12 protein-coding genes and 1 pseudogene are annotated in these 12,563 nt (G+C 36.2%); 8 read left to right on the forward strand and 5 right to left on the reverse strand.

Annotated features, from left to right (window positions below; genetic code table 11):
- Nucleotides 1-202: 202 nt before the first annotated feature.
- Nucleotides 203-724: a peptide-methionine (S)-S-oxide reductase MsrA gene (msrA, locus tag ABE34_RS04495; RefSeq protein ID WP_197140768.1), complete on the reverse strand. Its 522-nt coding sequence runs from the start codon at nucleotides 722-724 to the stop codon at nucleotides 203-205.
- Nucleotides 725-899: 175 nt separating this feature from the next.
- Here msrA and ABE34_RS04500 point away from each other — a divergent pair, with 175 nt between their 5' ends.
- The 4 genes from ABE34_RS04500 to ABE34_RS04515 all read left to right on the forward strand — a co-directional run bounded on the left by ABE34_RS04500 (nucleotide 900) and on the right by ABE34_RS04515 (nucleotide 5,199).
- Complete coding sequence (locus ABE34_RS04500; protein WP_197140769.1) at nucleotides 900-1,850, forward strand: LCP family protein; 951 nt, start codon at nucleotides 900-902, stop codon at nucleotides 1,848-1,850.
- Between the two features lie 64 nt (nucleotides 1,851-1,914).
- Nucleotides 1,915-3,114, forward strand: a complete 1,200-nt coding sequence (locus ABE34_RS04505) for an AI-2E family transporter (RefSeq protein WP_197140771.1) — start codon at nucleotides 1,915-1,917, stop codon at nucleotides 3,112-3,114.
- A 288-nt stretch (nucleotides 3,115-3,402) separates the two neighbouring features.
- On the forward strand, nucleotides 3,403-3,930 hold the full coding sequence (locus ABE34_RS04510) for a TetR/AcrR family transcriptional regulator (RefSeq protein ID WP_197140772.1): 528 nt from the start codon (nucleotides 3,403-3,405) through the stop codon (nucleotides 3,928-3,930).
- Nucleotides 3,931-4,002: 72 nt separating this feature from the next.
- Nucleotides 4,003-5,199, forward strand: a complete 1,197-nt coding sequence (locus tag ABE34_RS04515) for an MFS transporter (RefSeq protein ID WP_197140773.1) — start codon at nucleotides 4,003-4,005, stop codon at nucleotides 5,197-5,199.
- 615 nt (nucleotides 5,200-5,814) lie between these two features.
- Here ABE34_RS04515 and ABE34_RS04520 read toward each other — a convergent pair.
- Entirely contained in the window at nucleotides 5,815-6,291 is a 477-nt protein-coding gene (locus ABE34_RS04520) for a hypothetical protein (protein ID WP_197140775.1), read from the reverse strand.
- Nucleotides 6,292-6,760: 469 nt separating this feature from the next.
- The gene (locus ABE34_RS04530; protein ID WP_197140777.1) at nucleotides 6,761-7,117 is read right to left on the reverse strand and encodes a hypothetical protein; all 357 of its coding nucleotides are present in this window, start codon (nucleotides 7,115-7,117) and stop codon (nucleotides 6,761-6,763) included.
- A gap of 147 nt (nucleotides 7,118-7,264) precedes the next feature.
- On the opposite strand from ABE34_RS04530, the gene ABE34_RS04535 reads away from it, so the two are divergent.
- Nucleotides 7,265-7,645 (forward strand): hypothetical protein, encoded by a 381-nt coding sequence (locus ABE34_RS04535; RefSeq protein WP_197140779.1) that lies wholly within the window; start codon nucleotides 7,265-7,267, stop codon nucleotides 7,643-7,645.
- A 27-nt stretch (nucleotides 7,646-7,672) separates the two neighbouring features.
- Nucleotides 7,673-8,118 (forward strand): annotated as a pseudogene (locus tag ABE34_RS04540) (NUDIX hydrolase).
- A 25-nt stretch (nucleotides 8,119-8,143) separates the two neighbouring features.
- Here the strand turns inward: ABE34_RS04540 and ABE34_RS04545 are convergent.
- A complete protein-coding gene (locus ABE34_RS04545) occupies nucleotides 8,144-9,319 on the reverse strand; it encodes an aminotransferase class I/II-fold pyridoxal phosphate-dependent enzyme (RefSeq protein WP_197140780.1) in 1,176 nt (391 codons plus the stop codon).
- 221 nt (nucleotides 9,320-9,540) lie between these two features.
- On the opposite strand from ABE34_RS04545, the gene ABE34_RS04550 reads away from it, so the two are divergent.
- The gene (locus tag ABE34_RS04550; protein WP_197140781.1) at nucleotides 9,541-10,356 is read left to right on the forward strand and encodes a hypothetical protein; all 816 of its coding nucleotides are present in this window, start codon (nucleotides 9,541-9,543) and stop codon (nucleotides 10,354-10,356) included.
- 45 nt (nucleotides 10,357-10,401) lie between these two features.
- Here the strand turns inward: ABE34_RS04550 and ABE34_RS04555 are convergent, their stop codons facing one another.
- Nucleotides 10,402-11,196: an enoyl-CoA hydratase/isomerase family protein gene (locus ABE34_RS04555; protein ID WP_197140783.1), complete on the reverse strand. Its 795-nt coding sequence runs from the start codon at nucleotides 11,194-11,196 to the stop codon at nucleotides 10,402-10,404.
- A 368-nt stretch (nucleotides 11,197-11,564) separates the two neighbouring features.
- Between ABE34_RS04555 and ABE34_RS04560 the strand changes: the two genes are divergently transcribed.
- The gene (locus ABE34_RS04560; RefSeq protein ID WP_197140784.1) at nucleotides 11,565-12,440 is read left to right on the forward strand and encodes a tyrosine-type recombinase/integrase; all 876 of its coding nucleotides are present in this window, start codon (nucleotides 11,565-11,567) and stop codon (nucleotides 12,438-12,440) included.
- Nucleotides 12,441-12,563: the final 123 nt, after the last annotated feature.

Raw genomic sequence — 12,563 nt, forward strand, 5'->3', positions numbered from 1 at the left:
TTTGATGGTCCTTCTGAGTTACCGGTCAGCCCCACTCATCGGGTTAACCCTCCTTGTCATTGGATTTGAAAGTGAAATCTTTAATAGTATAGACCGTTCATTATTTTTTATACACGTAAACAAAAAAGAAAAATCCATTTCTAAAACGGCTAAACCTTGAGTTAAATAGGGAATTTGTCTATCAAAATGGAATTTCATAAAGTTATTTATCCCAATGCTCAGTGATGAACTGATCTCGGCCAGAAAGCGCTCGGTCTTTCTGATAATGCTCCGACTCTTTTTTATAAAAGTCCTGATGATAATCTTCTGCAGGGTAGAAGTGCTTAGCATCTCGAATTGTGGTTACAATAGGTTTATCAAAGCGACCACTGTTCGCTAGCTTTTCCTTGGAAGCTTCAGCAATGCGCTTTTGTTCATCTGAATAAGTAAAGATAGCTGTCGTATATGATTCGCCACGGTCATGGAATTGACCAAAAGCATCTGTAGGGTCGATTTGCATCCAGTAAATATCAAGGAGTTGCTCATAACTAAAAACGCTAGAGTCAAATTCAATTTCGACAACTTCTAAATGGCCAGAAGTACCTTTTTTGACATCCTCATAAGTAGGATTGTCTATATGGCCACCCATGTAGCCAGAAGTGACCTTATGTATACCATCCCATTCAACAAATGGCTTTACCATGCACCAAAAACAACCGCCAGCAAACGTAGCTTTCTCGATCATGTTCATCATCCTTTCTGTCGTGAAAATATTATAGCATTTTTTGGTTCATTCCTGGCAAAAAGGGTGTAAAATAACCTTTAAATAGTTATTGAAAGGATTCGCAACATACTATAAAATGAACCTTTCTCTAGATGGAATCGTTACATTACTATAAAAATTAGAGGAGTTAACAGTTATGGAAGAGCAAGATTATTCAAGACGCTCGCAGCGTCCCCAAAAACGGCGTTTGCGTAAAGGGCGAGCAATCTTCACATTGTTATTACTTTTTGTCATCGTGATTGCAGGTTATTCTGTTATGCAATATAGAAGTGGACTGAAGTTGGCAAGTGATACAAAGGTAGCCCAAGAGGATTTCAAGGGCGATACAGTAAATGGCGATGTGGAAAACTATTTACTATTAGGGGTCGATACTCGTGGTGAAGAAAAATCACGTACAGATACAATGATGGTATTATCGTGGAATAAGAAAACAAATGATATGAAGCTCGTGTCACTCATGCGAGATATTTATGCAGATATTCCTGGTTATAAATCCTATAAGCTTAACACGGCGTACTATTTAGACGGTGTTCAATTATTAAAAGATACGATTACCAATATGTTTGGCCTACCGATTCATCATTATGCCATTATAGATTTTAAAAATTTCGAATCACTTGTAGATATTTTAGCGCCAAATGGTGTTGAAATCGATGTAGATAAAGATATGTCCGAAAATATTGGGGTTTCATTAAAACAAGGTGTTCATAACTTAAACGGTCAAGAATTACTTGGATTTGCTCGATTCCGTCACGATGCTGAAGGGGATTTTGGTCGAGTAGCACGTCAGCAAAAGGTGATCGAAGCCTTAAAAAATGAAGTTTTATCACCTCAAAATATGATGAACTTACCAAAATTCGTTGGGGCAGCGCAAGGTTATATAACGACGGACTATTCATCAGCAGAAGAGGTTCAACAAGTGCTGAAAATGGTGTCGAAAGGTAAAGTCAGTATAGAAAAAGCAACAGTTCCAATTGAAGGTAGTTATAATTTCCAAAGCTTTAGAGGTGTCGGGGATTCAATTGTTATGGATGTGGAGAAAAATAAAGAATTTTTACGTAAATTTTTAGGAATTCCTTTAGAGTGATTTTTCGCAAAATCCAACATCATCTTGTAAAATAAGGATATAGGATTGGTATTGGGGTGATTAGATGGAAAAAGACAGATCAGATGAGCGTTCAAATTTCTTTTCAACGAAGTTTATTCGCTTTATCGGTGGTAAAAACTTATTTTTTACACTGATTGTTTTATTATTATTAGCATGCGTAATTTTTATGTTCCAAAAAGTTTCCTTTATATTTACCCCGTTAAAAGTTTTATTTGAGGTAGTTATTCTACCAGGGGTATTAGCCATTATTGGGTATTATTTACTTCGTCCGATATTGGGGCTTTTCGAAAGATGGCGGATCCCAAGGGTTTGGGGTATCTTTCTACTATATATCATATTGATCGGCATCATTACGTTATTAGTAGTACTTGTCTATCCGTTTTTACGAGACCAGTTTACTAATTTAGCACAGGAATTCCCGGGATATTTTATGGCATTTACACAAAATATCGCTGAGTTTCTCAATAATGCACGACTCAACGAGTACTTAGATAAAGTTAATTTAAATTATGATTCAATGATAGAGAATTTTACTACAGATATGGTGGACACGGTAAAAGATACGGCTGCGAATTTAGCGCAAGGTGTAGCATCTGGAATTACTGGCTTCGTATCAGCGTTAACTGGAATTGTTCTATCATTAGTGACGGTTCCATTTATATTATTTTACTTACTTAAAGATGGTAAAAAACTACCTAGTTTTATCATAAAAATTTGTCCGCCACGTATGCGTAAAGAAGTAACAGAAATCTTACAAGACATGGACAAGCAAATTAGTTCCTACATTCAAGGACAAATTTTAGTGTCCATGTGCATAGGTGCAATGGTGACTATCGGATTTTTAATTATTGGTATGAAATATGCCTTATTGCTTGGCTTCCTTGCTATGATTACGAGCGTGGTTCCATACTTAGGGCCTGTCATCGCCATTACGCCAGCGGTCATTATCGCTCTTGTTACATCGCCATTCATGCTTATTAAACTAGCCATTGTATGGACGGTTGTACAGCTCATTGAAGGGAAATTTATTTCTCCTCAAATTATGGGTAAATCACTGAGTATCCATCCAATTACAATTATTTTCGTGTTATTAACGGCTGGTTCTCTATTTGGCGTGCCAGGTGTCATTTTAGGGATTCCGGGCTATGCCATTTTAAAAGTGCTAGTAACACATTTATTTAAACTATATAAACAGCGTTATAATCGTTATACGGATGATATGCATCAAAAATATGATGTGTAAGAATAGACAGCTACTGCGAATCTGCAGTAGCTGTTTTTTATAAGGCTAGATATATACGTATGAGCACGACAGAACAAAACGAGCAGCGACAATTTCGAATAATGCTGGAACTAAGGCTAGAGACCCGCTATATATTTGTCGGTAAGGCAAGTGGCAAAATAAATATTGCCTGTAATAAAAATTACTGGACTATTCGTTCCGGAAATATTATATTATTGTTATTGAAAGGAGGAATTTACCATCGGACGTTCAAAAGAGTTTGATAAGGAGCACGTTCTACATAAGGCAATGTTAGTATTTTGGGAAAAAGGATACGATGCAACGAGTATACCGGATTTGTTAGAAGCTATGGCATTAAGCAGATCAAGTTTATACGAAACCTTTACGGACAAACAGACACTTTATATTGAGGCTATACAGCAATACAAAAAATTCAATCAGAATAAACGCAATCTCTTGGTAAATGCACCGTCAGCGAAAGTTGGAATACGGCAGTATTTTGATCAGCATATTTCTTCTGCATTTGATGATGATTTGCCCAAAGGATGTTTGATTACAAAGGCAAGCATTGGTTTGGATTCACCGGATGAACAACTAAGTAAATTAATACGAGACAGTTTTGAGGAATTAGAACAGTCTTTCTATGAACTATTAAGCAAAGGTCAACAGACGGGAGAAATCGACGCTCAGAAAGATATTAAGGCTTTATCACATTTACTGCTTAACCTTAATCACAGTATCAAAGTAGTATCCAAGGTGAAAAACAACAAAAAAATTATTTATGACATGATGAATACTGTAATTGAGATGCTATAGACAATTTTTTTTAATATTACTGGAATGATCATTCCGATAAATATGACTTTATAATGTGAGGGAGAGTTTTCGATGAGTTTAATCGCAAAACAAAAAATGGAGAAACCTGTTTCATCGTGGATTATACTCATTCTGGCCATAGCTTGTGGCGTGATTGTTGCTAATCTCTATTATGCGCAACCCTTAGTAGGACCTATCAGTTCTACACTAGAATTATCTTCCGGGGCAGCTGGCCTCATCGTCACGCTGACTCAAATTGGTTACGGAATCGGATTGTTATTTATCGTTCCTTTGGGAGATATACTGGAAAATAGAAAACTAGTTGTTACTTTATTGCTCTTCACTGCAGTCGTGTTGGCGATTGCTGCGGTTGTTAAAAGTGCTACGCTATTTCTTGCAACTTCACTGTTTATCGGGGTAGGCTCAGTAGCAGCTCAAGTACTAGTACCGTATGCAGCTCATCTTTCACCCGATGCCACACGCGGTCGCAATGTGGGTAATGTTATGAGTGGTTTGTTACTTGGTATCATGCTCGCTCGTCCCATATCAAGTATTGTGGCGGAGTATATGGGTTGGCGCGCTATATTCGTCTTTTCCGCTGTAATAATTTTTGTTCTGGCTTTTGTATTAATAAAGTTACTTCCTACAAGGCAGCCATTGACAACAACACAATATCCAACACTGCTGAGATCTATGTTGCATTTACTCAAATCGACACCAGTCCTACAACGTAGAGCAATGTATCACTTTTGTGTGTTCGGAACTTTTAGTTTGTTCTGGACAACTGTTCCTATGTTATTAACTAGTCCGATTTTCAATTTTTCGCAAAAAGAAGTTGCGTTGTTCGCATTGGTAGGAGTATCTGGCGCGGTTGCAGCACCTGTGGCAGGCCGTCTTGCTGATAAAGGTTGGGTTCGACCAGCAACAGGTTTAGCTTTAGCTTTAGTTATCATTTCTGTCATTCTACCCCTTATGATCCAAAGCGGCTCGACATTAGCCTTAGTAATATTGGTAGTTTCGGCCATTCTTTTAGACATGGGGGTTTCTGCTAATCTAGTCCTTGGTCAACGCGCTATTTTCTCATTGGGAGCAGAGTTTCGAAGCCGACTTAATGGTTTATACATGGCCATTTTTTTTGGTGGCGGTGCAATAGGTTCTGCGACAGGAGGATGGGCATACGCCATGTTTGGCTGGAAAGCAGCATTATTGATTGGAATAGCTTTACCGACCATTGCGATGATTTATTATGCGACAGAGAAAAGTAATTGAACTACGGGTGTTTGATAGTTGAAAAGATGATGATACACAATAAAAATGGGGCGTAGATGAGAAATTTTAGAAGTTCAAAACAGCAAAGAATTTTCAGGCATATTTCCATTGTTACAAGTAATTAGTGGTATGGATGATATAGTGTTGTTATGGTCAACGAAAAAGAATTGTTTTTTAATTGGTGATACTATGAAGCAAAAAGGTTGGTTTTCGGACATTCCCGGACTCGTAAATCTTGAAGATGGCATTACTGTATATTACCTACCATGCGCAGGAACTATATTGAGAATTTTTTCGGAGGATATAAATTTCTCGACATTTGAAAAAGTGTGTAGTTTATTACCTCCAAATATAAAACCTATTCAAGATAATGAGTAGTAAATGAGAAGCATTAGAAATAAAACATTAATTAGTTAGTAAAGTAACTAGTGTTTGAATGTCTCAAAGATTTCATATACAATAGGCAACCTAATAACGTTCTGAAATGAAAGCTATGGAACTTACCGAAAAGCCAAAAAAGTTGTTAATTCAATGTTTTGTGGCTTTTCTATACACATAATTTATGCATTTTTTTAAAGTCAATTGTCGCAACCTTTGAGTAGCATTAGTCTATTTTTATCGTTGTAAATCAGCTTTTTTGAATTTACCACATCCTAAATAAAATGAGCAAAAACCTGAAACACAAAGGCAAGCTATAAACGTCCAGAAGTTAAAAAATAAATGATTAGAAAAAGGATTTAAAAAGGATATTTCGTATTCAAAATATGGGTTGATTTCATTTCGAAAAGAAACGATCCGGTAAATCGACATTCCAAAAATCAGCACAAACCCCCCTGAATAGCTGGCTTTAAATAGTTTTCGTTTCACTGGAAAACGTTCATGTAACTTTTCAAAAACAAACATCATTGCAAAGAAAAAATAAAGAATAATTAACATTGGAAACATCACAAACATTAAGCCCGGGTTTCCGTTTCCTCCAACAAAATTCTCACCTGTGGGGTCGAATGAAGTAGTAGTCATAGCAGTGAGTGTAAAACTGACAATACTTACAATTCCCGAGATAACAACACTTAGCAAAAAAAGAAAACTCATACTACTCCTCCTAAACAAACCTGTCCCTTTAGTAAATAAAATTCAACAAAAAAAGCATAAATCCTTGTTGGATAAACGCCATTTAGTAAGTAGAGTATGCTTTCCGAAAATACAATGTAAAACTAAGTGAAAAATTGGTAATGTATTATATTGAAGGGAGAGTGTTTTATGAAAAAGGTGATAGTATCGAACGGGTTCATAATTTTACTCGTTGGAGCGCTCGTATTTTACAACAAACTCTATCTCCACTCCCGATAGAAAATATTAGTAAAAAAACAGTTATACAAAAAATAAATGACTCGAAAGCATCTTCCAATGCTTGGGATATAGTAATATAAGCTCCATCTAATTGTTAGGCTCATTATGAATAAAAGTACCCTATATGAGCGACTTTTTTAAGTGTCTGTCATATAGGGTACTTATTTCGTAACGTATGATTTTAATTATAAGGACTTCTATGATATAAACATTACTCTAATTTTTCTAGAATGGAATAAATATCTGGTGACTCTTCGATTAGAAATATTTTGTTATCCTCTTTGACATTGTAAATGACTGTTCCTTCATCGTAATAATTGGAAGTTAAATTCTCCTTTTCGATATCAGAGGATGGTACCCTTTTCTTAATTTCACCAAATACTTCTCCCGTTGAATATTTCTCATATTTTGTTAAGTCATAAGAGGCATAAATTGTTCCATTTAAATTTACCATAGGTACATACGATTGTTCTTGTTCTATATCTGAAATATCATTTTCTAGAATTGTTGAACAGCCACTCAAGACTATTATTACAGCCACTAGACACCCAAAAATAGTATACTTCAAAAAATCTCATCCCTTCATTATTTCGTTGGCTAACTTAGACGTCTGATTAACTAAGTAAATTACCTCCCTTTAGGCATTAGTGTTATAATATATGGAAATCAAAATTGAAAATTAGTAATATATTATATTAAAAGGAGAGAGTGTTTTATGCAAAAGGTGATAGTATCAATCGGGCTCATTATTTTACTCGTTGGAACGTTCGTATTTTACAATAAACTCTATCTTCCTCCACTCCCAATAGAAAATATAAGTAAAAAAACAGTTATAGAGAAAATAAATGATTCCGAAACACGAATGGTTAAATTGCCAAACGAAAACGGCAAAGAATGGTATGTAATAAAGGAAGGAAATATATCCGCCGCTGATGAAATGATCAAAGTAATGCTTAATCAAAACGGTTGGATTTTCAAAGAAAAGGATGGTAGTGGACTCTTCTTTGAAAGACATGGCAAAAGTTTGATTGTGACGACACAAATGTGGACTGGAGACTATGTGTTAGTGGATATTCCTGCCGATTTTAACGAATAAGAGCGTTTTAAAATAAAGGAGTGCTTTATGGGATATATAAAAGATTTGCGCAAAGTAGTTGGAACTAAACCGTTAATTATGTGCGGTGCTTGTGTATTGGATCATTAATAATCATCAACAGGTTTTATTACAGCTTCGTATAGATAATGAGTGTTGGGGATTAATTGGGGGGTTCAATGGAGATAGGTGAAACATTAGAGCAAGTAGCCCAACGAGAATTATTGGAGGAAACAGGACTAAAAGCTAAAAATCTAACATTAATCAATACGTATTCTGGACAAGATTTTTATTATCAATATCCGCATGGTGATGAAGTTTATAATAATGGCCAACTTATTCATGATCAAGCTGAGGCAACAATGCTACAGTTTTTCTCTTTAGATGATTTACCTAAAAATATTAGTCCTCCTGATAGACCAATACTTGAGGATTACATAATAATCTATAAAAACCCTTCCAACGATAAAAGTTAGAAGGGTTTTCATATTGTTTAGATCATTATTTTTGAGGTGCTAGTTGCACTTGTGCTAAGCGATCAACAGCTTCTTGTAACATTTCTTTCGGTTGTACTAACGCTAAACGTAAATAGCCTTGTCCAGCCGAGCCAAATACTGTACCAGGAACTGTCACGATGCCGGCTTGTTCAATTAGTTTAAAGGCTAGGTCAGTACAGTCAATATCGTACGGATACTTTGCCCAGACGAACATGCCACCTTCAGAAGGAGCGGCATCCCATCCTAAAGTATGTAAGCCATTCATTAATGTTTTATGGCGCTCCGAGAAAGTTGCGCGTAGGTCTGCAGTAATTTCCTCTGCATTATCAAGTGCTACGACCGCAGCATCTTGAATTGGTTCGAAAATACCGAAATCTAAATTTGATTTTAATTGTTTTAAAATCGAAATCATTTCAGCGTTACCCGCGATATAAGCGATACGTGTACCAGCAAGGCTAAAGCTTTTCGATAATGAGTTAATTTCCATCCCAACTTCTTTTGCGCCAGGAGTGTCTAGGAAGCTAATTGGGCCATCACCAGTAAAGTAGAACTCAGAGTATGCCGCATCATGTAGAACGATAATGTTGTATTTTTTCGCAAAGGCAATGACTTTTTCAAAATAAGCGATTGAAGGCATTGCAGGTACAGGATTACCTGGTAAGTTTAAAATTAATAGTTTTGCTTTTTGCGCAATCTCTTCAGGAACAGCATCTAAGTCTGGTAAATAATCGTTGTCAGCTGTTTGAGGCATATAGTAAGGTGTTGCGCCTGCTAGATGAATTCCTGCATCATAGGCTACGTAAGCTGGGTCTGTAGATAGTACGATATCGCCTGGATCACAAAAGGCGATTGGTAAATGCACTAATCCCTCTTGAGAGCCGATTGTTTGAATGATTTCAGAAGCGGGATCTAAATCTACATTACTACGACGTTTATAGTAGCGACTAACGGCTTCATAAAAACGTTGCGTGCCTGTTAATGTATAGCCGTAGGATTCTGCTAAACCGGCTCTATACGCTAAATGCTCGCGAATTTTAGCATGAGGAGGAAGGTCAGGACTACCTAAGCTTAAATCAATCATTTTCATGCCTTTTGCTTCCTGTTGCTTAGCATGATTTTTTAAATCTCCAAAAATTGCTGGTGTAAATAAAGACATTTTTTTAGATGGTACGATTTTCAAACTAGTACACTCCTTATAGTTGTATAACAGAATAGTAGTTCACATTTTATCATACTAAAGCATATAAAGGGAAAGTTATTCTGAAAAAAGAATATATTTCTATAATGGAGAAGATACATGCATAGACTAGCGGGAATAAATTAACTTATACTAGAAATAATAATTTTGACGGAAAAAATGTACCGTTTCTGCTATCATAAAATGGAAGGGAGCTGTCAGTCATGGATGTTTATTCTTTGAGTGGTCCAAGTGGAACAGGGAAAAGTACAAGCGCATTAGTTTTCGCCCATAAAATCGGGGTAGAGGCTCTTATTGATGATGGTCTTCTAATTGTAAATGGTGTGAAAGTAGCTGGAATTTCCGCGAAATTTGAAAAAAATACGATTACAGCCGTTCGTCGAGCGATTTTTACAGATGATACACATCGTAATGAAGTAAAAAAAGCACTTGATACATATAAGGTACAGTCGATTTTGTTAATTGGTACGTCCGATAAAATGACTAAAACGATCGCTCGTCAACTTGGGCTAGGTCCTATTAATACATATTACTATGTTGAGGATGTACGTTCTCAAAAAGAAATTGCAAAAGCTCGCTTTATTCGACAGACGCAAGGGAAGCATGTGATGCCAATCCCGTACCGACAAGTCGAGCAAAATTTTTTTAAACGACTCGTTCAAAAAGGGAAAGAGATTTTCTCTACAAAGCGTGAAAAAATAGGGGAGACGACGATTGTTCGTCCTGATTTTCAACAAGAGTATATTGAAATTGGTAAGCATGTTTATGTGCAGCTACTTACGTATTGCTGTGTAAAGCAAGATATCGTGCACAAAGTTGAGCACGTACAATTCGTGTTAGGCGATTTAGTACAAGCGACGATTACTTTACAGCTAAAGTTACCTATTACTTATTCCATACCAGATCGATTGTATGCATTACAAAAATCGATACAGGCGGAATTTCACCAGCATTTTGGGTATGAATTAGATGCGATTCATCTTCAAATTAAGTCGGTAGTACAAAAACGAAAATCCTAAAAACAGGTACTCCATTCGCAAGAGGGCGAGCGGAGTACCTGTTTTCTATTTCGATTGACGTGTAAATTGCGGCTGACGTTTTTCTACAAAGGCACGGCAACCTTCTGCAAAATCCTTTCCGACAAACGGTGTTGAGCCTTGCCATAATGAAGGTACACTGTCTACACATTCTTGAACAGATTGTTTCACAGCTAGTAAAGATTCAGGTGACATGCCTGCAACAAGCTTACCCATGCGAATCATGTATTTATTTAAGTCTTTTTCAGCTACTAAATAGTTAAGCATGCCAAGCTTAAAGGCTTCTTCAGCTTTAAACATGCGACCCGTAAATACTAAATCTTTTGTTGTAGAAGGGCCTACTAATTGAACTAAGCGTTGTGCAAATTTGTTATTTAACGTGATCCCTAATTTACCGACAGGAATACCGAGCTTTGCTTTTTCAGAGCCGATGCGGATATCACAGGCTAATGCAAGCTCTAAACCAGCACCCATTGCGGGACCATTAATGACGCCAATTGTTGGAATTGGTAAACGCTCAATTGTGGAAATCGTTTTTTCCATATGTACAAACGCTTCTTCGGCTTTTTCAAGAGAAATGGCGTTGAATTCTTTAATATCTGAGCCAGCTGTAAAGTTTTCACCAGAGCCGCGTAAAATCAATACTTTATTTTTCGGATTATCTAATACTTGTAAGGCAATTTTAGCTAATTGATCCCACATATTTGCTGTAAGCGCGTTTTTAGCCTGTGGGCGATGGATCGTAATAATTGCTAGCCCAGCTGTTTCTTGATAAATAATTTTTGCGTCTTCTGCTTCAAGTCGAGTTGTTTTTACTTGCATACTTGAAAAGCCCCCTACATGTTATAGTTGTTGCTCTTATTATATAACACAAACGGACATAAACGCTAAATTATACGAATTTTCATGTAAATTAGCCTAGTTATACAAGAATAGAGGCATAGTAAAGAAATTGTATTACAACAAAGTGTGGAAAATTACTATTGTAAGAAAACAAAAGATGTGGGACACTGCTATAGGATCATTTGTTTCTTCATTTTGAAAGGAGCATTTGAACACTGGAAGCGGAATCGTGTATGTATACTACAGATTATCCGACATTATGTTTTATATAAATGAATTATCAACTGACGCCCCAAAAATATAGTAAAATTAAATAAAACACGCACAGTTAGTAAGGAGGTCGTAAGATGGTCACTTTAGTGGAAGCATGGAACAGCTATTTTTTACTTTTAAACTCATTGAAAAAAAGTAGTGCTACGAAAAAACAATACAATATAGATGGACAGCAATTTTTAGCGTTTGCTCATGAGAACAACTACTTGAATGTAGATCATCATTTAAAAGAATTGTTATATATATATAGTAATTATTTAAAAGAGAGTTACGCAAATGTCAATACGTTTAATCATAAAATTGCAACGTTGCGGGGCTTTATAGACTTTGTCTTTTTAAGAGAATGGGTGGATCCATTTGACTATGAGGTTATTTTACAGCCTAAAAAGAGACAAAAAGAAGCTTTGACATTGTTGACAAAAAAGCAATTAATCCAAATTGCGAATGTCTGGCCAACTTATTTTCAATACGCTAAAACAATGGAGCATGCTTGGTTAGCAAGACGTAATGGCTGCATTGTCCAACTACTTATGGAAACAGGTTGTAAACCAGCAGAGCTTATACGTATGAAATGGTCTCATATTCAGTTTGACTCATCGGTTATTTACATTGCTAATCAAAATGGGCGTAGAGAAATAAAGCTGACTTCTATTTTAATGAACATGCTGGCGCACTATATGGAAGCAACCGAAGAATTACATGCAGAAAAGCTAGGAGAATGGGTTTGGGTAAGTGAGGCTAGTCAATCTAAATCCATCTCTACAAAAACAATTGAGCGAATTTTCCAAACAATATCAAAGGAAATCGGCACAAATGTGAGAGCCACGGATTTGCGCTATACCGTCATGCAAAAGGCATTTCAAAGTGAAAAAACAATCGAAAATATTCAGGAAAAAATGGGCTATGTACGAAAATGGGTACTTACTGAAAGACAGGACCGTTTTGAATAAAGATGGATCGTTTTTCGTCTGTATTGGATTATGATTAAGCGTGTATAAATAACAATGGAAAATTTGTGCACGCTTCTAAAAAATTAATAATATTTTAGTATATTCTTATAGTTCAATAATGGA

Source organism: Lysinibacillus sphaericus (assembly GCF_015844675.1).
GTDB lineage: Bacteria > Bacillota > Bacilli > Bacillales_A > Planococcaceae > Lysinibacillus > Lysinibacillus sphaericus_E.

Coding starts and splice junctions, on each gene's coding strand:
- msrA (WP_197140768.1), bottom strand. CDS start 724: ATGATCGAGAAAGCTACGTTTGCTGGCGGTTGTTTTTGGTGCATGGTA.
- ABE34_RS04500 (WP_197140769.1), top strand. CDS start 900: ATGGAAGAGCAAGATTATTCAAGACGCTCGCAGCGTCCCCAAAAACGG.
- ABE34_RS04505 (WP_197140771.1), top strand. CDS start 1,915: ATGGAAAAAGACAGATCAGATGAGCGTTCAAATTTCTTTTCAACGAAG.
- ABE34_RS04510 (WP_197140772.1), top strand. CDS start 3,403: ATGTTAGTATTTTGGGAAAAAGGATACGATGCAACGAGTATACCGGAT.
- ABE34_RS04515 (WP_197140773.1), top strand. CDS start 4,003: ATGAGTTTAATCGCAAAACAAAAAATGGAGAAACCTGTTTCATCGTGG.
- ABE34_RS04520 (WP_197140775.1), bottom strand. CDS start 6,291: ATGAGTTTTCTTTTTTTGCTAAGTGTTGTTATCTCGGGAATTGTAAGT.
- ABE34_RS04535 (WP_197140779.1), top strand. CDS start 7,265: ATGCAAAAGGTGATAGTATCAATCGGGCTCATTATTTTACTCGTTGGA.
- ABE34_RS04550 (WP_197140781.1), top strand. CDS start 9,541: ATGGATGTTTATTCTTTGAGTGGTCCAAGTGGAACAGGGAAAAGTACA.
- ABE34_RS04555 (WP_197140783.1), bottom strand. CDS start 11,196: ATGCAAGTAAAAACAACTCGACTTGAAGCAGAAGACGCAAAAATTATT.
- ABE34_RS04560 (WP_197140784.1), top strand. CDS start 11,565: ATGGTCACTTTAGTGGAAGCATGGAACAGCTATTTTTTACTTTTAAAC.